This window comes from Geothrix campi (assembly GCF_024609265.1).
Classification (GTDB): Bacteria; Acidobacteriota; Holophagae; order Holophagales; family Holophagaceae; genus Geothrix; species Geothrix campi.
This window is the reverse complement of record NZ_JANHMP010000001.1, coordinates 1,250,947-1,271,964: the sequence shown is the minus strand read 5'-3', so window position 1 is coordinate 1,271,964 and position 21,018 is coordinate 1,250,947. Positions and strand designations below refer to the sequence as shown.

The following is a 21,018-nucleotide window of genomic DNA, read 5'->3' as shown; positions in this document are numbered from 1 at the left end:
TCAGCCCTTCGCGGCCGGGGGTTTCGGCAGGGTGATCTTGCTGCCGGGGCGGAGCTTGTCGAGGCCGTCCGTGATGACGTTCTCGCCATTCGCCACGCCCTGCTTGAGGGCGGTCTCGTCGCCATCGGTGGCGAGCACTTCGACCGTGCGCATGTCCGCCGTACCGTCCGCCTTCACCACGTAGACGAAGGCGCCCTGGGGGCTCTGCTGCACCGCGGCGGTGGGCACGATCACCACGCGGCGCAGGGTGTCGACCAGCAGACGCGCATTCACGAACTGGTTGGGGAAGAGGGTGCGGTCGGCGTTGGCGAACAGGGCCTTGATCCGGACGGTGCCGGTGGCGGGGTCCACCTGGTTGTCGATGGCCGCAAGAGAACCCGCGGCGAGCCGGGTCTTCAGGTCGCGGTCCCACGCCTCGACCGGAAGCTTGCCATTCTTGGCGGTCTGCCCCAGCACCTTCTGGATGCTGTCCGCCGGCACCGAGAACACCACGTTGATGGGCTGGATCGGGGCGATGACGGCCAGGCCGCTGGCGTCGCTGGCGCGTACCATGTTGCCGGCATCCACCTGCCGGAGGCCCACCCGGCCCGCAATGGGGGCGGTGATGCGGCTGTAGGTGAGGTTCAGCTTGGCGCTCTCCACCTGGGCCTGGTCGGCCTTGAGGGTGGCTTCGTACTGGGCCACGGACGAACTCTGGGTGTCCAGCTGCTGCCGGGAGATGATGCCCTGCTGGACCAGCCCCTGGAGGCGGTTCAGGTCGGCGAGGGCGTTCTGGTAGGCCGCCCGGTCCTTGGCCAGCTGGCCTTCCGCCTGCATGAGCTGGACCTGGAAGGGACGGGGATCGATCTCCGCCAGCAGGTCGCCCTGGCGCACCATCTGGCCCTCGGTAAAGGCCACCCGCACCAGTTGGCCATCCACGCGGCTCTTCACGGTCACGGTGTTCAGGGCGGTGACCGTGCCGAGGCCCGTGAGGCTCACGGGCATATCCCCCTGGCGGGCCTGGACGGCCACCACAGGCACAGGACGTCCACCGGCCGGATTCTTGTCGGCACCCTTCTTCCCGCCACGGCCGAAGAGGATCAGGGCAAGGGCCGCCGCTGCCACGAGGATGGCCCCCAGGCGCCAACCGCGAAGCAGGGCGGGGCGCCCGGCGCCGGATTCAAGAGACTGGATGGGATCGTTGGCGTCCATGCGGGAGTCGAAGCCTTTTCGAGCGGGGTGGGTCGGAGGGGCCCAGCGGGTCGCACTGGGCTGCGGATCGGCCTTAGGTCCGGACCATTCGACGGGGTTCCCGGTGACCGGCAGGGAACGCGAGGACGAACCAGGTGCGTGAGCCCTCACGGCAGGACAGGACGAGGGTACAGCGCCGCGGCCTGCTCGAGATCATGGAACCAGGGCCCGGTCCTTCCCCACGCCCTGAGCGAGCGTGGCCGCGTACATGGTTTCGAGGTTGCCGATCATGGTCCGGAGGCCGCTCTGCAGAACCTCCTGCTGGGCCGGGGACAGGCCGTTGGCCATGGATTCGCGGAGGTTCACGGCCAGGTCCTCGAGCTCCTGCGCCATAGCCACGGCCCCCGGGGCAAGATCGATGAGGATCCTGCGGCCATGCCGAGGATCCGGTTTGGTGGTCAGCAACCCGCGCTGGACCATCGCCTTCACCACACGGCTGGCGGTGGGATCGTCCATCCACACCTGCTGGGCCAGGGGGTGAAGGGAGGACGGGCCCTTCTGGAGCAGCACCAGCATCACCCAGAACTGCTGGGGGCTCAGCTCATAGGGAGCCAAACGGGCCCAGACCACCTGCTTGAGGAGGCGCCGGATGGCGGCGGCCAGGATTCCGAGGCCGGCATCAGAAAGGGGGTCGGGAGCCTGTTCTTGCATAAGCAACAAGGCTGCGCCCCATTTACCCTCGTGTCAAGGGGTATAGCCCCACCTTAATCCCTCAGGGGGTCCTGAGAAGGTGGGGCCATCGCCGCTTCACTTCCCGCGCGAGCTGGGCCGGGCGGGGTGCCGTCCCCGTTCGCCGCGGGGCGCCTGGCCCGAGGAGGGTCGGGCGCTGCGGGCCGGACCGCGACCACGGCCACCACCACCGCCCTGGCGCCCGGTCTGGATGGGTTCGGCGGGGATGCTGGGATCCGGAGCGTAGCCCTGGATCACATCCTTGGGCAGTTCCTTGCGCAGGAGCTTCTCGATGTCCTTGAGCAGACGATGTTCATCGACACAGACCAGCGACAGGGCTTCACCCTCGCTGCCGGCGCGGCCGGTGCGGCCGATGCGGTGGATGTAGTCTTCAGGCACCTGGGGCAGCTCGTAGTTCACGACATGAGGCAGCATGTCGATGTCCAGGCCGCGGGCGGCGATATCCGTGGCCACCAGGACGCGGACCGCGCCCTTCTTGAAGTCCTCCAGCGCCTTGATGCGCTGGGGCTGGCTCTTGTTGCCGTGGATGGCCATGGAGCTGATGCCGTCCTTGTCGAGCTGCTCGGACAGTCGGTTGGCGCCGTGCTTGGTGCGGGTGAACACCAGCACCTGCTCGAGCTTCCGGCTGGTGATCAGGTGGGCCAGCAGGGCGCGCTTGCGCTCGCGGTCCACCGGGTGCACGACTTGGCGGACCAGCTCGGCGGCGGTGTTCTGGGGCGTGATCTGCACGGAGGCGGGGGTCTTCAGGAACTTGGAGGCCAGCTGCTTGATCTCGTCCGTGAACGTGGCCGAGAAGAGCAGGGTCTGCCGCTTGGCAGGCAGCAGCGCGAGAATCTTCTGGATGTCGCGGATGAAGCCCATGTCGAGCATGCGGTCGGCTTCGTCCAGCACCAGGATCTCCAGCTGGCTGAAGTTCAGGTTGCCCTGCCCCTGGTGGTCCAGCAGGCGGCCCGGGGTGGCGACAAGGATCTCGACGCCGGCGCGGAGGGCCTTGGTCTGGGGGTTGATGTTCACGCCGCCGAAGATGGTGGTGGAACGCAGGGGGATGTACTTGCCGTAGGTGCGGACGCTCTCCTCCACCTGCATGGCCAGCTCGCGGGTGGGGGTGAGGATGAGGGCGCGGATGGGGTGGCGCGCGGGCGAGGCCGAGGTGTTGGCCTGAGGAGCCAGCAGTTGGAGCATGGGCAGGGTGAAGCCGGCGGTCTTGCCTGTGCCGGTCTGGGCCCGACCCATGAGGTCGCGGCCTTCCAGCACCAGGGGAATCGCCTGGGTCTGGATGGGGGTGGGGTGTTCGTAGCCCTGCTCGCGTACGGCGCGCAGCAGCTCGGGCAACAGCCCGAGGGTATCGAAGGACATGGTCGCTCCTGGAAGGGCCCGCCCTCGGAAAGATTCCGGAGGCCCGGTCAGGGCGAAATGGGGGTATTCGGATTGAAAAGAGGCGGAGACCGGGGGTCGCCTGCGATCACGAAGAAGATAGTCTACCGCCATGGTCAGGATTTGGCGAGGCCTCCCGCACAGGCGGGTCCCAGACAGGGCATCACCTGGTAAAAGTCGTGAGCCAGAGGTCCATTCGGCTCACAGCAGTCAGCGCAGGAAAGCCTCCATGCCCGCGGCCTTCTGGATCACGTTGCCGCGGCTGGTGCCAGCCGAGGGCTGGCGGGGTGAGGGATGGGATCAGATGGAGGAGGCGGTCCGAAGCAGGTCGTCCGTGGGGGAGGGGCGGCGGGTCCGGTGGCGGGCCAGGTGCCGGCGACGGACCTCGAAGGCGAAGGCATCCAGGGCCTCGGGATCCAGCGGCTCGCCGTTCAGGGGCAGGGAGAGGGTGAGCAGTCCCTCCCGCTCGGCGGCGTGGATGAACTGGGCGTCCGCCAGCTTGGAGGGCATGCACTCCAGAGGCGCCACGAGCACGGCGGCGTCGATCTCGCCCCGGCGCCAGCCCAGCAGGGGGGCGCCGATGGTGAGCACGGCTTCGCCTTCCAGAGCCTCGCGCAGGTACGGCGCTGAGGCCTCCAGGATCTTGGGCAGGGAGCCGCGACGGGGCCAGCCGAGCTCGGTCGCGAGCGTCCCTTCCGCCACCGCGAGGATCCGCTCCCGGACCCACCGTTCCACCCGGGCGGCCGGGCCGTTCTTGGCGCCCTGGGCTCGTGCGGTGTATTCGGAATACTCGATGAAGTCGGTGGTGGCCTCCACGTCCACCCGGAGGCCCCGGGCGGCCAGGGCGCGGGCCATCTGACCGTTGGCGAAGGGATCGAGCCGCACGTAGATCTCTCCGGTGAGCAGGACCCGGGGCAGGTCCGCCCCGTTGTCCGCCCGCCGGAGCTCCGCCAGAGCCTGGCGAAGGAGGGCGGGGATGCCGTAGATGCGGCCCGTGGCCACCTCGGAGACCACCCGTGCCGCGCCGAGGTCGCCCGCGGCCGTGGCTTCCAGATGGGCTGCGATGTGCGCCGCCCATTTGTTCCGGATGGCGTCCGCCGCGCCGGGCGTGCGCTCCGCGGCCCGGATGTGGCAGAGGGCCCGTTCTAGGGTGCCGAAGGCCGCCATGCCCGCGAGGATGAGGGCCTTGAAGCCCGTGGGCAGGCCGCGGAAGTAGTCGCCGTAGGGCGGAGACCAGATCCGCACCCGCGCATCCTCGCCCAGCCGCTTCAGGATCAGCTGGTGGAGGGTGCGGTAGGCCCCCATGCGGCAAGGGCCGAAGGCGGCCGGGAGGAGCAGGACCACGCGCTCGTCCGGATGGCGCTCCAGGTAGGCCAGCAGCCCGCCCAGCACCAGGGTCATGGGCAGGCATTCCTTTCCGGAAGTCTGCCGTCGCCCCAGCCGGAGCGCGCCCAGATCCGATGGCGGCAGGGCCTCGGCCGGCAGGCCCAGCCCGCGCATGGTGGCGGCCACGGCCTCGGCCTCGGGTCCCATGGGCGGGATCAGGAGGCGTTCCCCCTTGCGGTGGATCTCCTGGAAGGTGTGGGTGCCCACGCACAGGTCCGAGGCCTCCCGAGGCTCGCTCCGGTCCTCGCCCTGACTTCTGCGCGACCGGTCTTCGCGGACGCAGTGGAGGAAGGCCTCCACCCGCGTCTTGGTGCCGGCGTCCCCCGAGTGCCCGTCCGTTTCGATAACCGCGTAGGGGCGGCCCTCCATGAGCCAGGCGAAGAAGGGGACGGTGAAGCTGTCGGGCCCGCAGGCATAGTTCGAGCAGAAGACGCTGTAGAGCCCGGGTGTCCGACGGATCTGCCAGGCGGCGCGCAGGATGCGCTGGCTGTGCCCCCAGAAGACCTCGTCGAAGATCGGCACGCCCTCGTCCAGGGGCAGGCAATCCAGCGGAATGGCGATGGCGCCCTGCTCCCGGAGGATGGCGGGCACGTTGGAATTCAGCACATCGTTGTGCAGGGTGTAGCCGCGACCCAGCAGCACCACGGGTATGAGGTTCCGGTCCCGGCAGAAGGCCAGGGCCCGGCGGCCGAGTTCGTGCAGTTCCACCTCGAAGACCAGCTGGGCGGCCCGGGCGGTCCGCCAGGCAGAGCGCCACTCCGAAGGTAGGTCCCGACCCAGGTCCGACGCCAGGTGCCGGCAAACGGTGAGGAAGGCCCGGGAGTCATAAGTCCCGGTGCCGAAATCCACCACGGGGGACAGCACCTTGGGCGCCTCCGCACCCAGCCCCAGGCGGAGCACATCCGGGGCCCCCTGGGAGATGGGGCAGACCACGGCGTGGGGTTCTCCGCCCACCCTCGGGAGCTCTCGCATCATGGGCAGGAAGAGGTAGTCGGGCTGCGCATCCGCCATGCCGGCGACCAGGCCGTGGTACTGCTGCATGGGGGCGCAGAAGGGCACGCCCGCCTCCTCGATGCCCCGCTTCAGCGTGTCGCGCCCCGGGGTGGGGGCCACCTGGAGATCAAAGCCGAGTTCGTGGAGGAAGGTGGCGAAGAAGGGGAAGGAACCCTGGAGCTGGAACTCGCTGCTGATCCCGATGAGCGGCCGGCCGCGCCGATCCGAGAGGCGCCCGGAGAGACGGGCCACCAGCTCCCGGCGTTCCCGGAACGGATCGGGGGCCCGGTCCGGCAGTTTGGCCCGCCGGGTGCCCTTGTCCCACAGGGAGCAGCCGCCCCCCCAGGTGAACTTGGTGGTGGTTTCATCCACGCGCGTGGTGAGGCGGTCGATCCGGCACTTGTTCCCGGCCCCACCGCAACCCTGCGTGGCGGTGCAGACGAACTGATCCTTGGCGGCCACTTCAGCCTGTAGGAAGCGGGCGCCGTCCAGGTCCTCCGCCTCCTCCCAGGCCAGCTCGCGGGCGGCCAGGAGCGCGATGCCCACCGCGCCCATGAGCCCCGGCCGGGGCGGCACGATGACCTCGGCCCCGGTCTGGCGGGCCACGGCTGCGGCCAGGGCGTCCGAAGCGAAGGGCATGCCCTGGCAGAAGATCACCTGCCCCACGGAACGGCTGCCCTTCACGCGGTTCAGGTAGTTCGCCACCACGGAGTCGTAGATGCCCGCGATGATGGTGGCCTGGGGAAGGCCGGCGGCCACGGCCTCGTCGATGACCTCGGCCATGAAGATCGAGCAGTGCTGGCCCAGGGAGATGCAGTGCTCCGCGGACAGCGCCACCTCGCCCAATTGCGCCACCGAGTCGATCCCGCTGAAGCGGCGCCCCTGCTCCTCGATGAAGGAGCCGGTGCCGGCGGAGCAGGCCTCGTTCATGGCCGCGTCCACCACCTTGCCGTCGGCGAGCCGGATGTATTTGGCGTCCTGGCCACCGATCTCGAAGATGGTGTCCACCCGCGGGTCGCACTGCAGGGCGCCGGTGGCGTGGGCCGCGATCTCGTTGAGCACGGACACCGCTTCCCGGCCGTAGCAGACGGAGAGCAGGGAACCCACGATCTCGCGGCCCGACCCGGTCACGCCGAAGCCCCGGATGTGGTGTGCGGCGGCGGGGCCCGCCAGGAGGTTGCGCATGAGGGCCTGGGCGGCCGCCACCGGCGCGCCATCCGTAGGCAGGTAACCCTCCCAGAGCACGGATCCGCTCTCGGGCTCCAGGGCCACCGCTTTGGAACCTGTGGACCCGATGTCGAAGCCCACGATCACCTCGACGGGAACGGTCTCCACGGGGCCCGCGGCCAGAGGCTCGGGCGGCCCCGGCAGGCGGCGGACCCGGTCCAGGTGGAAGGACAGCGGTTCGGAGGCTTCCATCGGTGCCCGGTCCGGCGGGCGCACCAGCGCCTCCAGCTCCGGCAGGATGGCGGGAGCCTCGGCCGCCAGGACAGCGCAGCCCAGGGCCTCCAGGTAGAGCCGATCCTCCTCGGAAGCCTCCAGGTAGGTCATCCCGTGAGCGGCCGCGTGGCGGCGGAAGTGCGCCTGGATGCGGGCGGAGCGGGCGACGCCTCCTGCGAGCAGCAGGCGCTCGGGACAGACCTTGGGTTTCATGAGGGCCTGCACGTTTTCCGCGATGGCGTCGAGCAATCCGGCCAGGATGCGCTCGCGGGATTCCCCCTTGTTGGCCAGATGGGTCATGTCCGTCTTGAGGATCACAGGGCAACGGCCCGACAGGGGAGCCGGATCGGTCACGCCCTCCGCCAGGGCCGAGGCCTCCTCCACCGTGAGCCCGAACCGCCCCACCAGCTGCTGGAGGAAGTTCCCCGTCCCCTGCGCGCAGCGGCCATTTTCGCGGTAGATCTCGAGTCCCGCGGCCCGCAGCTCCAGCACCGAGAAGCCGCGGCTGCCGATGGAGACCACCGTGGCAGGTTCCTGCCCATGCCTGAGTCGGAAGCCCGCGGCCAGGGCCTGTCGCCCCGGCACCCGCGGCAGCGCCACCGGGCGCCCCAGGCGGCCTGTCACCGCCGCTGCGGTCACGCCCTCCCACTCCCATTCGCCGAGCAGGTCCAAGAGGGCCCCGCCGGGATCCTTTCCGTGGGCCACGCAGGCCCGCCGCGTCCAGGTCCAACGGTTCCCTTCCCGCACCAGTTCCGCGGCCTTGAGGGTCTCCGCGCCGAGATCGAGACCGATGAACCTTGCCATGCTGCCTCCCTTCCGGGATTTCGGGCCTGCTCAGAAGCGGTAGATGAATCCTGCGCTGCTCCGGGTCATGCGGGCGTCCAGGATGCGGTCCGCCACGCTGACTTCAAGCCGGAGACCCCAGTGCTGGACGAGGGTGATATCCAGCCCGGCGGCGACCATGAGCGTTCCGCCGCTCCGGCCGTGATCCCTTCCGTCGGTGTAGGTCGCCCACCCGCTGCCATGGCTCCGGGGCTCAGAGGACCAGAACATCAGGCCCGCCTGACCATAGAGGGCCCCCCGCCGCCCCAAGGGCAGCTGCGCGGTTCCGGTGAAGGACAGTCCGTGGACATCCCGCTCCCAGTCGATGGTCCCAAACGCGTCTGTGGTGGTACCGGCAGGATAACTCCCCAGGAAGTGGAAACCCATCTCCCCGCCCCAGGTTGGACCGAACCTCACGCCGCACAGGATGGCGACGGTGCCGCGTTCCAGCGAGGTCGGCGACGCCTGCCCAGGAAGCGTGGCCTCGGTGCGCTGCGAGCCCGCGGTGAGCCCGACGTAGAGCCGAGTCGGAGGCCAGGGCGCCTCCTGGGCGCCAAGACTGAGACCGCAGAGCAGAATGCCTAGACTCGTCCGAATGGATCGTGACATGGAGACCTCCCGAGTCGGGGTCAGGTGCGCCGGACAAGGTGGGCCTGCCAGGTACTCGGTGGCCAGCGGCAAGGTGCGCATGTCGCCCTTTGTCGTGTCCAGGTGTGAAGCTGATTCCTGTGAATTCTTTCCAGGATCAGATGGGTCCAGGTAGAATTCCGTGGCATCCATTCATCCATTCGTTCACGCGGTTCCGATGCGGGAGGGTTCCTCTAGCGGGGTGGCGATGACACAAGAGGTTCTGGAGGCCCGCCTCGAATCCTGGAAGGAGATCGCGGCCTACCTGGACCGGGATGTCCGGACGGTTCAGCGCTGGGAGAAAACGGAAGGCCTCCCCGTCCACCGGCACCTCCACGACAAGCTGGGGAGCGTCTTCGCCCTCCGCGCCGAAGTGGATGCCTGGCTATCCGGGCGCAGCCTTCCGCCGGCCAACGGGCTCAGGCTCGACCCGGAAGAGGAGAGGAACGGCCAACCTGGAAGAGGGGCCGGCGAGGAGGAGGCCGTCGCTCCGGCGGAACTCCAACCGGAAGGGATGGAACCAGGCCTGGCCATCAGCCCGGTTCAGAGGGTGTCGCGGCGGTCCTGGCCCGGGCTCCTCGTCCTGTGGTCCCTGCTGGGAATCCTTATCTTGGCGGGGGCCTGGACCCTGGTCCGTCGCCTGGGCCGATCCCGCCCCGGACCGGCGGTGGCGGTGCTGCCTTTCGTCAATCTCGGGGAGGAGAAGAACCAGGAATTCTTCAGTGATGGGTTCGCCGAGGAACTGATCACCCAGCTGGGGCAACAGCCTGGCGAGGGGGCACGGGTGGTGGCTCTCCGGTCCGCCCTCGGCTATCGGAACACCACGAAGCGCCCCCGTCAGATCGCCCGGGAACTGGGGGTGGACTACCTGCTCGAGGGCACCGTCCGGCGCGTGGGGGATCGGGTGCGGGTCACCGCGCATCTGGTGCGGGGCTACGACGAGACGCACATCTGGGATCACAGCTACGACCGGGACGTCAGGGATGTGCTGGTGCTCCAGCGCGACGTGGCGGATGCCATCGCGGGTGGCATCAACCTCAGGCTGGACCCAGGGCGGGCCCATCCGAGATCTGTGAAGCCGGAAGCCTACGCGACCTACCTGAAGGGACGCTTCTTCTGGAACAAGCGCACCCCGCAGGACCTCTACAAGGCCCTGGAACAGTTCCAGCTGGCCGCGCGCCTGGACCCGAGTTTCGCCCCCACCCACGTGGGGATCGCGGACTGCTACGCCCTGCTGGGTTCCGCCGAAATGGGCGCCATGGCCCCCAAGGAGGCCATGCCCCTGGCCAAGCAGGCGGTGACGGCGGCCCTGAAGCTGGATCCCGCCCTGGCCGAGGCCCACGCCTCGCTCGGTCACATCCGCCTCATTTACGAGTGGGATTGGGATGGGGCCGAAGAGGCCTTCCGCCGGGCCATCGAGCTGAACCCCGGCTACGCCACGGCCCACCAGTGGTACGCCCTCTACCTGAATGCCCGGGGGCGGAGCGAGGATGCCCTGGAGGAGCTGCGGAAGGCGGAAGCGTTGGATCCCCTCTCCCCGGCGGTGAAGTCCGCGGTCGCCGAGGCGCACTACTTCGCCCGCCGCTACGGGGAGGCGGCCGCGGCCTCGCAGAAGGCCCTTGAGCTGGATCCAAACTTCATCCTGGGCTACCTGAACCTGGGCCGGGCCCTGGAGATGCAGGGGCGCTTCGATGAGGCCATCACGGCCTTGCGCCAGGGGTGGGAATTGTCCGGCCGGGCCCCGGGCATGACCCTCTTCCTCGGGCATGCCTACGCTGCGAAGGGTGAGCACCGGAAAGCCGAAGAGATGCTCGAACTGCTTCGCCACCCTCCCAAGTCCGGCGGCCAGCCCCCCTATGTCCCCGCCCTCTTCCTGGCGGGGATCCAGGGCGGCCTGGGGGACCGTGAGGGGGAGCTCCAGAGTTTGCAGAAGGCGCTGGACGAACGCTGCGAGTACCTCATCTACCTGGAGCGGGAACCCATGGCCGACCCCATCCGGAAGGATCCCCGGTTCAAGGCTCTGCTGAAGGCCGTCCGGCCCTAGGTGAGTCCGGCTATTTCAGCCGCGCGACCACCTCACCCAGCGGCCAGGACTCCTGCTCGCCCGTGGCCATGTGCTTGACGGTGACGGTGCCGCCGTCCAGTTCGCCATCGCCCAGGATGAGGACCGTCTGCACGCCTGTGCGGTTGGCGGTGGCCATGGCCTTCTTGAGGGCGCCGCCCCGGGTCTCGAGTTGCACGCTGAGGCCGGCGTCCCAAAGGCTGCGCGCCAGTTTGAAGGCTTCCATGGCGGCCCGGTCGCCCAGGGGGATGAGTAGGGCCGGAGCGGGGTGGGGCGCATCGCCACGCACCTGCTGGAGCACCATGGCCAGCCGGTCCAGGCCGATGGCCCAGCCGAAGGCCGGCACGTCGGGGCCGCCCAGGTGCTTCACCAGCAGATCGTAGCGGCCGCCGCCCAGCAGGGCGCTCTGGGCGCCCAGGTCGGAGCTGAGCAGCTCGAAGGCCGTGCGGGTGTAGTAGTCCAGGCCGCGCACCAACCGAGGGTTCTCCTCGAAGGGGATCGCCAGTTCCGTGAGCAGGGCCTTGAGCCGCGCATGGTGCTTCGCCGAGGCCTCGTCCAGGTAGTCCGTGATCACCGGATGGCCTTCCAAGGCCGCCTGGCAGGTTTCATTTTTACAGTCCAGTACGCGCAGCGGATTGGACTCGATGCGCCGATGGCAATCCTCGCAGAAGCGGGCCTCGCGCTCGGCGAAGAAGGCCCGGAAGGCTGCGTAAAAGGCGGGGCGCGACTCGGGCGTGCCCACGCTGTTGATGGAGAAGACCATCTGCTTCAGGCCCAGTTCCTTCAGGAAACTGTGGAGCATGAGCAGGCTCTCGGCCTCGCTTTCGGGGGAGGCCACGCCGAAGCTCTCGGCGCCGATCTGCCAGAACTGCCGGTAGCGGCCCGTCTGCATGCGCTCGTAGCGGAACTGCTGGCCGATGTAATAGAACAGCACGGGATCACTGGAGGCCAGCAGCTTGTGCTGAATGGCCGCCCGCACCACGCCTGCGGTGTTCTCGGGGCGCATCACCACGTCGCGCCCACCCTTGTCCGTGAACTGGTACATCTCCTTGTTCACGATGTCGGAGCTTTCCCCCACGCTGCGCTTGAAGACGTCCAGCTCCTCCAGGATGGGAGTGCGGATTTCGCCATAGCCGTGCCGGCCGAACACCCGGCGGGCGGTATCTTCGATATGCTGGAACCAACGCAGCTCCGCCCCGAACAGATCCCGCATGCCTTTTACCGATTGGGCCATGATCCGACTCCAGAGCCTTCTGCTCACCACCTTCAGCCTACTGTCTTGGGCCCAGACTCCCAAACCCGCCGGCCCCACGGCCCCCCCGCCACGCCTGAAGGTCATGGTGGATCCCGGGCACGGTGGGGACGACAGCGGTGCCAAGGGTCCCAAGGGCCTGAAGGAGAAGGTGGCGGCCCTGGAGATCGGCCGGGCCGTGGCGGCCAAGCTGGAGGCCGCGGGGTTCGAGGCCGTCTTCACACGGGAGGACGATACCTTCATCCCCCTCTGGGATCGGGCCCGCGTCGCCAACGCCCAAGGCGCCGACCTCTTCATCAGCCTTCACCTGAATGCCGCCCGGACCCGCGCCGCCCGGGGCTCGGAGGTCTACTTCCTGAGCCTGGGGAAGGGCGATGATGACGAAGTGGTGGCCGCCGAGAATGCCGGCGCCGGGGCCGCCCCGGCCAGCGCCGACAGCGTGGTGGCGAGCATCCTGGACGACCTCGCCCAGAAGGCCTTCCTCCAGGATTCCGAGCACTTGGCCGTGGCCATCCAGGGCCAGCTGAACCGCCTGGCTGGCATCAAGGAACGTGGCGTCAAGCAGGCCCCCTTCATCGTCCTGCGGGGGGCCGCCATGCCCGCCGTCCTCGTGGAGGTGGCCTTCATCTCCAACCCGAAGGAGGAGGGGAAGCTCCAGGACGCAGCCTTCCGCGCCAAAGTGGCCGACGCCATCACCCGCGGCGTCCGTCGCTACTTCGCCCAGGCCAATGGCAGCGTGCGGCGGCGGACCGTGGCCGGACCAGGCTGAGCGGGCGTCGGCCGCCGATGCCAAAGGCGGGGTAATCCTGGTTCCGGCGCGTCAGCCTTGAACGAAAAGCCGATCGAAGCCATGATGGAAAGTCGTAGTACCCGTAGCTCAGCTGGATAGAGCGTTGGCCTCCGAAGCCAAAGGTCGCTGGTTCGACCCCAGTCGGGTACACCAACAAGACCAGGGGGGCCATCCGGCCCCCTGGTCTTGTTGAGGGCCTGGGGTCGAACCAGCGAGTGGATCGCCCAAGGCGGCACTAGATGTGCCGCCGACGCGAGCCGGTGCAGCGAAGCGGCACAGTTCGACCCCCGCCGGGGCCATCCGGCCTCCCTGGTCTTGTTGATGGCTTGGGGTCGGACCAGCGAGTGCCTGGCCCGACACTCTGCAGTTGCAGCCCGGTAATCTGGTGCGCCCCGTGAAGGCCCGGATGAGGGGATATCCGATGCGCTGGTATCCTTGATCCAGAAGGATTTCTGACCGGGTGGACCTTGACGGGCATCATTTTGCGATGCACAATAAAAGGGCCTAAACTGGAGGACCCTGTGGACCGTGAACTGCTGAAGGGCAGCACTCCCCTGCTGCTGTTGTCGCTGCTCTGCGAGGGGCCCATGTACGGCTACCAGATCATCGAGACGGTCCGCCAGCGCACGGGAGGTACTTACACGCTGAAGGAGGGGGCCCTCTACCCGGCCCTGCACAAGCTGGAGGCGACCGAGTTCATCACCTCCTACTGGGAGACTCAGGAAAACGGCCGAGAGCGGCGCTACTACTCGATCCAGCCCGCCGGGGAAGCGTTCCTGTCCGCCAAGAAGAAGGAATGGAACCAGTTCGTGGATATGGTTCAGGCCTTTGTCGGGCCCAAGGCCTGAAGGCTTCGCACTCATGTCCCGGGCCCTGGACGGCTACCTCTCCCAAGTGGCTGCCGGCCTGAGGGGGGTGTCCCGGCGGCGGCGGCTCATGCTGCTGCGGGAGCTGGAGGCGCATCTGCTGGACGAGGCCGAGGCCCGTGGCATCCAGGGCGAAGCGGCCATGTCGACCATGCTCCATGAAAAGGAGCGCCCCGGCCTGTTGGCCGAAGAACTGGCAGCGGGCGAGGGACAAGACGCCAATCACCGGGGCAGCACGGCCCTGGCGGCGGGGATGATCATCGGGCTGGCCACGGGCAGCCACCTGTGGTTCGAGGGCTGGCATTGGTACATCTGCCTGGCCTTCGCCGCGGCCCAGGGGCTGGCGGTGGGCACCGGCTACTTCTGGGCGCGGCGGCACTGGCTCCGGCTCGATCCCTGGGCGCGGACGGCCGTCGCCGTCATGATCACCTCCCTGCTCTCCATCCCCCTGGGGTTCACCACCGCCCATGGATTCAAGCCCACACGGCTGTTCTACGGCGCCTACACCGGGTTTCTGCTGGAGCGCCACAGCCAGGAGCGTCCCCTCTGGCAGACCCTGCTGGAGCCCGTCCTCTTCACCGCCTTCATGTTCTTCGTCGAAACGGGCTTCCTGGGCCGCATCCGGTTCCACTGGTGGCAGGTGCCTCTGGAGCTCAGCTTCAACGCCACCCTGCTGATTAGCGTGATGCTGGCCTCGAGGCTCCGGCGCGTCCTGGCCGAGCGCTGGGTGCTGATGACCCAGGAACAAGGGTAAGTACTGTCCGAGGGTATGCGCACCTCGGCGGAATCCCCCTTGAGGGACTGGGGATTTGGCGATAAGCTATTCGTCTTGCGTGGACAAGCCGCGTGCATACACCCCGCCCATGGGGGCATCCGGTCGGTCCCAGGAGGAAGACATGAAAGAAAAGATCCACCCCGAGTTGCACGACGTGAAGGTGCACTGCGCGTGCGGCAATGAGTTCATGACGCGCTCCACCAAGAAAGAGCTGCGCGTGGAAATCTGCTCGGCTTGCCACCCCTACTTCACCGGCAAGCAGCGCCTGATGGACACCGAAGGCCGCGTGGAGAAGTTCAACAAGAAGTACGCCAAGAAGGAGGCCCCTGTGGCCCCCGCCGAAGCTGCTGTCGAGACTGCGCCCGAGACCACCGAAGCCTAGCTGTGATGTTCCGAGGGACGGGCCGAGCGATCGGCCCGTCCTTTTATTTATGCTGTCCGGGGTCCCACGCTGCGCGCACACCCCGGGCCCCCACGCCCAGTTCCGGCAGAGCCGGACCAGGGCTTTCGCCCCCAGACAGGGCGCCGGATGCCGAGGTGAGCCATGCTCGATCAGCTTGAAGCCGTCGAAGCCCGCTTCCAGGAAGTGGAGGCGCAACTGCAGGATCCGGCGGTGGTGTCGGATCCCAAGCGCCTGAGGGAATTGTCCAAGCTTCGCGCGGAGCTGGAGCCCGTGGTCCTGGCCTTCCAGGCCCAGCGTACGCGCCTCCGGCAGTTGGAGGAGGCCGAGTCTATCCTGGGCGACAAGACCATGGACGCCGAGTTTCGCGAGATGGCCGAGCTGGAAATCCCGGATCTGAAGAAGGCCATCGCCGAGGGTGATGCCGAGATCAAGCGCCTGCTCATCCCCAAGGATCCCGCCGATGCCAAGAACGTGATTCTCGAAGTCCGTGCGGGCACCGGCGGCGAGGAGGCAGCGCTCTTCGCCGGAGAGATCTTCCGCATGTACATCCGCTTCGCGGAGCGCCGGGGCTTCAAGGTGTCGGTGCTGGACGAGAGCGACGCCGATGCAGGCGGCCTCAAGGAGGCCACGGCCGAAATCCAGGGCGAGGGCGCCTACAGCCTTTTCCGCTTCGAAAGCGGCGTCCACCGCGTGCAGCGGGTGCCCAAGACGGAAACCCAAGGCCGCATCCACACCTCCGCCTGCACGGTGGCTGTCATGCCTGAGGCCGAAGAGGTGGACATTGAGATCCACCAGAAGGATTTGCGCGTGGATACCTTCTGCTCGGGAGGGAAGGGCGGCCAGAGCGTGAACACCACCTACTCGGCCGTGCGCCTCACCCACTTGCCCACCAACACCGTCGTGCAGTGCCAGGACGAGCGCAGCCAGATCAAGAACATGGCCAAGGCCATGACCGTTCTGCGCAGCCGCCTGCTCCAGAAGGCCCAGGACGAAGCCGACGCCATCCATTCGGCCATGCGCAAATCCCAAGTCGGCAGCGGCGACCGCAGCGAAAAGATCCGCACCTACAACTTCCCCCAGGGACGGGTGACCGACCACCGCGTGGGCGTCACCATCCACCAGATCGACAGCTTCATGTCCGGCCAGCTCGAACCGATCATCGAGCCCTTGCGCGCCGCGTTCGAAGCGGAGCGGCTGCAGGCGCTGGAGGCATGAAGCTCCGCCGCTGAGCGCTCGCCGCTGCGCGTCTCTGCGCACGCGGCTTCTGGCAGCCCGCGATCGGGCGGTCCCCTGGACCGCCCTCCCGTTCGCTGGGCCCTTCGGGCACTGCGCTCTCGGAGCGGGACCCCCCATGTCCGGCCAGCTCGAACCGATCATCGAGCCCCTGCGGGCCGCGTTCGAAGCGGAGCGGCTGCAGGCCCTGGAGGCATGATCCCTACAAGCAAAATCGGGAGGCGAAGCCTCCCGATTTTGTATCGATCGACTGAAAGCCGATCGCGGAGAACAGCTACTTCTTGAGCGTGACCCTCTCCGGTGAGGTCAGGCTGAAGGCCACGGGCTTGTTGGCGGGGATGCGGATCACGGTGTCTGCGGTGCCGGCGGCCACAGCAGTACCGGCAGCGGCGCCGACGGCCGCGCCACCGAGGGCGTGATCACCCTGGTTCTTCTTGTCGGACAGGAGGCCGACCAGGGCGCCAAGGGCCGCACCACCGCCGATGTACTTCGCATTGCGTTCCCCGCGGGCGGTCGCGACCACCACGTGGGTGTCCGTATCGATGCCGACACCGGCGATCTCGGTGAGGCGGATGCCGAGGGCACCCTTGCCGTTGCTCAGGCGGCCCGCGGCGGCGCTCTGGGTCACCACGCCCCGGGCGGAACTGCCGGCGCTCCACACCAGCTTGCCGTCCACCACCACGTCGCTGGCCAGGGCGCCTTCCCAGGCATCACCAGGCTGGTCCTTGTCCGTGGCCAGGTCGCGGGCCAGGGAGATCTCCAGCTTGGTGCCGGTGGGCACTTCCACCACCACGGGCTTGGGAGCCTCCTTGACGGCAGGAGCGGAGGCCAGGACGGCGGCTTCCTGCTTCTTGGCCTCGGCCCGCCGCTTCGCATCGGCCACCTGGCGCTCCAGGGCCTTCACCTGGGACTTGGTCACCTGCTTGGCCGTTTCGGCGTCCTCCCCGGTGATCTTGCCGGACTTGGCTTCGGCCAGTTGCTGCTCAAGCTGGGCAACTTTGGCCTCGGCGGTCTTCGCGGCTTCCTCGGCCTGGATGGCGGCTTCGCTCTTGCGGCTGCAGGCAACCGTCAGGATGAGCGCGGCGGCGAGGGAAAGGCGGGTCAGGGTGGTGCGCATGGGACCTCCGTTGGGGGGTATATAGTATGACAGCCCGACAAAATAACCCTCATGGCCACCCCCAACCTCAATCCCCGCGGCGAATCTGTGCTCCGCACCCTCATCGAGGCCTACCTCGAGGCGGGGGAGCCAGTGGGATCGCGCCTGCTGGCCCGGCGGTTCCCCGAGCCCCTGTCCAGCGCCACCATCCGGAACGTGCTTTCGGATCTGGAGGACGAGTCCATGGTGGCCCAGCCGCATACCTCGGCCGGGCGGGTGCCTACGGAACGGGCCTATCGCTATTACGTGGACCGCTGGCTGAAAGCCCAGCCCCCGGACCCTGAACTCGAGGGACGCCTGGCCGCGACCCTGGAGGGGCTGGATCTGGATCCCGAATCCTGGGCCCGCCACGCCAGCCGGACGCTGGCGGAGGTGATGGGCGGGGTCTGCGTGGCCCTGCCTCTGCCGCTGACCCAGAGCCGGCTGGTGCGCCTGGAGTTCGTGCCCGTGGGGCCTGGGCGCGTGGTGGCGATCTGGGTGGGGAGCCTGGGAGAGGTGGACCACCGCCTCATGGACAACCCCTGGAACTATGCCGACACCGTCCTGACGGAACTGGGGAACTATGCCACCGCCCAGTTCGCGGGCCTCACCCTGGCGGAAATGCGGTCTCGGCTTCTGGAGGCCCTCCAGGCCGGGGCCCAGGAGGGCGAAACCCTCCGGACCCGGCTCCAGGAATTGGCCTCCCGGTGGCCCGAGGATGGACCCGCCGGAGATCCGCCAGTGTTGGTGTCCGGCCTGGGCCGCCTGGGTGGGCTTCCCGAATTCGAGGATGTGGCCCGATTCCGGGGCCTGGTGGCCGCCTTCGAGGAGCATGGGCGTTTGGCTCGCCTTCTGAATGCCTTCGCGGATCGTGCCTCACAGGAGATCCAGCTGCTGTTGGGCTCTGAGAATCCCTACCTGGACGGCTGGCCCCTGGCCACGGCGGTGCGCACCGTGGGGCTGGGCCCTGCCGGGTACGTGACCTTCGCCCTGGTGGGGCCCCTCCGCATGGACTATGGCCGGGTCATGGGCGGCCTGCGCTGGTGGTCGCGGCAGATCCAGCAGCGGCAGGGCGGGTTCTGATCGCACTGGGCTGTTTCGAAAACAGACCCTGGTCCGGACTGCGTATACTGCTGCGATGACCACTGGTACCCCCCGCGAGCCCCACGACAAGCCCGCCTCACCCGCCGGAGAACCCGAGGATGTGGTGGACCTCAGTCTGGACGACGCCCTGGATGGAGATCTCCAGTCCGTCGCCGACGAGGTCGCATCGGAATATCCGGCTCCGGCTGAGGAAGGGACCGACTTCCAGGACCGGGAGGAGCCGCGGATCGATCTGGAATCCGCCCTCACCGAGGCCGAACGGCAGATGGAGGAGATGCTGCGTCGCGAAGGCGAGCTGATGGACCAGCACCGCCGCCTCGCGGCGGACTTCAACAACTTCCGCAACCGAGCCCAGCGCGACATCGCCATGGCCGTGGAGCAGGCCGAGCGGAAGATCCTCCTCGAGATGCTTCCCGTCCTCGACAACTTCGAGCGCGGTCTGGGCGCCTCCTATCAGGATGTCGACTCGTTCCGCGCTGGCGTGGAACTGATCCAGAAGCAATTTCTGGAGGCGCTCCGCCGCATGAGCGTCGAGCCGCTTCCCCTCAAGATCGGCGATGCCTTCGACGCCTTGCACGCCGAGGCGCTCACTACCTTTAGCGATCCGAACCTTCCCGATGGGGCCGTGGCTGCCGTCTATGAGCGCGGCTATAACCTCAAAGGCCAGCTCCTGCGCCCCGCTCGCGTGGTGGTGAACCGGCACCAGGATCCGGGAAAATCCTAGCTGCGTCCAGGCGCCACACTGGATGACCCCCAGCATTCCTTTTATGATGAAGCCGCGACCCCCCCGGAGTTCCACCCATGGCAGGCAAACTGATCGGCATTGATCTGGGTACGACGAACAGTTGCGTCTGCGTGATGGAGAGCGGGGACTCGCGGGTGATTCCCAACCGTGAGGGCAGTCGCACCACGCCTTCGGTGGTGGCCTTCACGGACAAGGGTGACGTGCTGGTTGGCCACATCGCCAAGCGTCAGGCCGTCACGAACCCGCACCGTACGCTCTTCGCCGTGAAGCGGCTCATCGGACAACGCTTCCAGACCCCCAAGGTCCAGGAGGCTCTCACCCGACTGCCCTTCCCGGTGGTGTCCGCTCCCAATGGCGACGCCTGGTTGCGGGTGGGTGAGCGGGACTACGCCCCGCCCGAAGTCACGGCCATCGTCCTCCGCTCCTTGAAACAGGCGGCTGAGGCCTTCCTCCACGAGGATGTGACGGATGCGGTGATCACGGTCCCCGCGTATTTCGATGACGCCCAGCGCCAGGCCACCAAGGACGCGGGCAAGATCGCCGGCCTCAATGTGCAGCGCATCATCAACGAGCCCACGGCGGCAGCGCTGGCTTATGGTTTCAACAAGAAGGGTCTCAAGCAGATCCTGGCCATCTACGACTTCGGCGGTGGCACCTTCGACTTCACGCTGATGGAAATGAACGATGGCGTATTCGAGGTGCTCGCCACCAGCGGCGACACCTTCCTCGGCGGTGAGGACATTGACTTGGCCATCCAGAACTGGCTCGTACAGCAGTTCCGCGATAAGACCGGCATCGACCTGTCCTCGGATCGCATGGCGCTCCAGCGGCTCAAGGAGGCCAGCGAGAAGGCCAAGTGTGAGCTGTCCACCCTGGACCGGGTGGAAATCCGCCTGCCCTTCATCGCCCAGGCCGCCGGCGGCCCCCAGCACCTTGAAGCCACCCTCACCCGGGAGCAGCTCGAGGACATGGCCCGGAACCTGGTGGAGCAGACTCTGGTCCCCATCAAGGACGCGCTCGAACAGGGCGGCAAGACGCCCAGGCAGGTGGACGAGGTGATCCTTGTGGGCGGGCAGACCCGCATGCCGCTGGTGCAGCGGTTGGTGAAGGACTTTTTCGGCAAGGAACCCAACCGAAGCATCAACCCCGACGAGGTGGTGGCCACGGGCGCCTCCATCCAGGGGGCCGTCCTCAAGGGTGACATCAAGGACCTGGTGCTGCTGGACGTCACACCGCTCTCCCTCGGCATCGAGACCCAGGGCGGCGGCTTCGTGAAGATCATCCAGCGCAACGCCACCATCCCCACCCGGGATTCCCGCACCTTCACCACGGTGACGGACAACCAGAACCGGGTGGAGATCCACGTGCTGCAAGGCGAGCGCGAACTGGCTGAGCACAACAAGAGCCTGGGCCGCTTCGACCTCATCAACCTGCCGCCGCTGCCTAAGGGGGTGCCGCAGATCGAGGTGGCCTTCGATATCGATTCCAACGGCATCGTGAAGGTGTCGGCCCGCGACCTCATGACCGGCCTGGAGCAGGGCCTGAGCATCCGCCCCAGCTCCGGCCTCTCCGAACTGGAGATCCAGCGCATGATCCGCGAGGCCCTGGCCAATGCCGAGACCGACGTGAAGAAGCGGGACGCGCTGAAATACATCGCTTCGGCCGAGGGGCTGATCTTCTCCTGCGACAAGAGCTTTGCCGAATGCGGCAAGTACCTGCCGGAGGACCAGCAGATCATGATCCGGGACGTGCTCACCCGCGCCCGCCAGGCCGTGGCTGGTCAGGATCCCGCAGCCCTGCGTGCCTGCGAAGGGCAGCTGCTCGAGGCCCAGAATCTGCTGACCGATGCCGTCCTCGCCGCCAGCGAAGCCATGATGGCGTCCCTGGATGGCGACGAGGAAGGCGCAGGGCCGAACTAGTCTCAGGCCAATCGGCAGGGCCCCAAGCGGCGTGCATCCACCGCCCGCTTGACCCCCGTGATCACCGACAAAGGGTTTTTCATGCGGAATTCCAGTTGGACCTCGTCCGGCTGCGGGGTGTTTTGGGAGAGAATGGAGATCTGATCGGGTTGTCCCAGGAAGTGGCCCGCTT

16 protein-coding genes and 1 tRNA gene are annotated in these 21,018 nt (G+C 67.8%); 10 read left to right on the top strand and 7 right to left on the bottom strand.

The window, feature by feature from the left end:
- The 5 genes from NOV65_RS05830 to NOV65_RS05810 form a co-directional block, all read right to left on the bottom strand.
- Positions 1–1,191: an MdtA/MuxA family multidrug efflux RND transporter periplasmic adaptor subunit gene (locus NOV65_RS05830; RefSeq protein ID WP_257305065.1), complete on the bottom strand. Its 1,191-nt coding sequence runs from the start codon at positions 1,189–1,191 to the stop codon at positions 1–3.
- A gap of 192 nt (positions 1,192–1,383) precedes the next feature.
- A complete protein-coding gene (locus NOV65_RS05825) occupies positions 1,384–1,881 on the bottom strand; it encodes a MarR family winged helix-turn-helix transcriptional regulator (RefSeq protein WP_257306018.1) in 498 nt (165 codons plus the stop codon).
- Between the two features lie 96 nt (positions 1,882–1,977).
- Complete coding sequence (locus tag NOV65_RS05820; RefSeq protein ID WP_257305064.1) at positions 1,978–3,276, bottom strand: DEAD/DEAH box helicase; 1,299 nt, start codon at positions 3,274–3,276, stop codon at positions 1,978–1,980.
- Between the two features lie 318 nt (positions 3,277–3,594).
- Complete coding sequence (locus NOV65_RS05815; protein ID WP_257305063.1) at positions 3,595–7,917, bottom strand: acyl-CoA dehydratase activase-related protein; 4,323 nt, start codon at positions 7,915–7,917, stop codon at positions 3,595–3,597.
- Between the two features lie 30 nt (positions 7,918–7,947).
- Positions 7,948–8,544, bottom strand: coding sequence for a porin family protein (locus NOV65_RS05810; protein WP_257305061.1), 597 nt, complete (start codon positions 8,542–8,544; stop codon positions 7,948–7,950).
- A 226-nt stretch (positions 8,545–8,770) separates the two neighbouring features.
- Between NOV65_RS05810 and NOV65_RS05805 the strand changes: the two genes are divergently transcribed.
- Positions 8,771–10,606 carry a tetratricopeptide repeat protein gene (locus NOV65_RS05805; protein ID WP_257305060.1) on the top strand — a complete coding sequence of 612 codons (1,836 nt, stop codon included), beginning with the start codon at positions 8,771–8,773 and terminating at the stop codon, positions 10,604–10,606.
- 10 nt (positions 10,607–10,616) lie between these two features.
- Here NOV65_RS05805 and hisS read toward each other — a convergent pair whose 3' ends face one another.
- Positions 10,617–11,858 (bottom strand): histidine--tRNA ligase, encoded by a 1,242-nt coding sequence (gene hisS / locus NOV65_RS05800; protein ID WP_257305058.1) that lies wholly within the window; start codon positions 11,856–11,858, stop codon positions 10,617–10,619.
- On the opposite strand from hisS, the gene NOV65_RS05795 reads away from it, so the two are divergent.
- The 6 genes from NOV65_RS05795 (at position 11,857) to prfA (ending at position 15,925) form a co-directional block, all read left to right on the top strand.
- Positions 11,857–12,645, top strand: a complete 789-nt coding sequence (locus NOV65_RS05795) for an N-acetylmuramoyl-L-alanine amidase family protein (protein ID WP_257305057.1) — start codon at positions 11,857–11,859, stop codon at positions 12,643–12,645. The two genes, hisS and NOV65_RS05795, sit on opposite strands and share 2 nt — an antisense overlap.
- A 97-nt stretch (positions 12,646–12,742) precedes the next feature.
- Positions 12,743–12,819 (top strand) — tRNA-Arg (locus NOV65_RS05790).
- A gap of 368 nt (positions 12,820–13,187) precedes the next feature.
- A complete protein-coding gene (locus NOV65_RS05785; RefSeq protein WP_257305056.1) occupies positions 13,188–13,514 on the top strand; it encodes a PadR family transcriptional regulator in 327 nt (108 codons plus the stop codon).
- 13 nt (positions 13,515–13,527) lie between these two features.
- The gene (locus NOV65_RS05780; RefSeq protein ID WP_257305055.1) at positions 13,528–14,286 is read left to right on the top strand and encodes a hypothetical protein; all 759 of its coding nucleotides are present in this window, start codon (positions 13,528–13,530) and stop codon (positions 14,284–14,286) included.
- A gap of 142 nt (positions 14,287–14,428) precedes the next feature.
- Positions 14,429–14,689: a 50S ribosomal protein L31 gene (gene rpmE, locus NOV65_RS05775; protein WP_257305053.1), complete on the top strand. Its 261-nt coding sequence runs from the start codon at positions 14,429–14,431 to the stop codon at positions 14,687–14,689.
- A 162-nt stretch (positions 14,690–14,851) separates the two neighbouring features.
- Positions 14,852–15,925, top strand: coding sequence for a peptide chain release factor 1 (gene prfA / locus NOV65_RS05770; RefSeq protein ID WP_257305052.1), 1,074 nt, complete (start codon positions 14,852–14,854; stop codon positions 15,923–15,925).
- A 292-nt stretch (positions 15,926–16,217) separates the two neighbouring features.
- Here prfA and NOV65_RS05765 read toward each other — a convergent pair whose 3' ends face one another.
- On the bottom strand, positions 16,218–17,060 hold the full coding sequence (locus tag NOV65_RS05765; protein ID WP_257305051.1) for a hypothetical protein: 843 nt from the start codon (positions 17,058–17,060) through the stop codon (positions 16,218–16,220).
- Positions 17,061–17,111: 51 nt separating this feature from the next.
- On the opposite strand from NOV65_RS05765, the gene NOV65_RS05760 reads away from it, so the two are divergent.
- The 3 genes from NOV65_RS05760 to dnaK all read left to right on the top strand — a co-directional run bounded on the left by NOV65_RS05760 (position 17,112) and on the right by dnaK (position 20,846).
- Positions 17,112–18,161 (top strand): HrcA family transcriptional regulator, encoded by a 1,050-nt coding sequence (locus NOV65_RS05760; RefSeq protein ID WP_257305049.1) that lies wholly within the window; start codon positions 17,112–17,114, stop codon positions 18,159–18,161.
- Positions 18,162–18,216: 55 nt separating this feature from the next.
- Complete coding sequence (locus tag NOV65_RS05755; RefSeq protein ID WP_257305047.1) at positions 18,217–18,906, top strand: nucleotide exchange factor GrpE; 690 nt, start codon at positions 18,217–18,219, stop codon at positions 18,904–18,906.
- A gap of 77 nt (positions 18,907–18,983) precedes the next feature.
- On the top strand, positions 18,984–20,846 hold the full coding sequence (dnaK, locus tag NOV65_RS05750; RefSeq protein WP_257305046.1) for a molecular chaperone DnaK: 1,863 nt from the start codon (positions 18,984–18,986) through the stop codon (positions 20,844–20,846).
- Positions 20,847–21,018 lie beyond the last annotated feature (172 nt).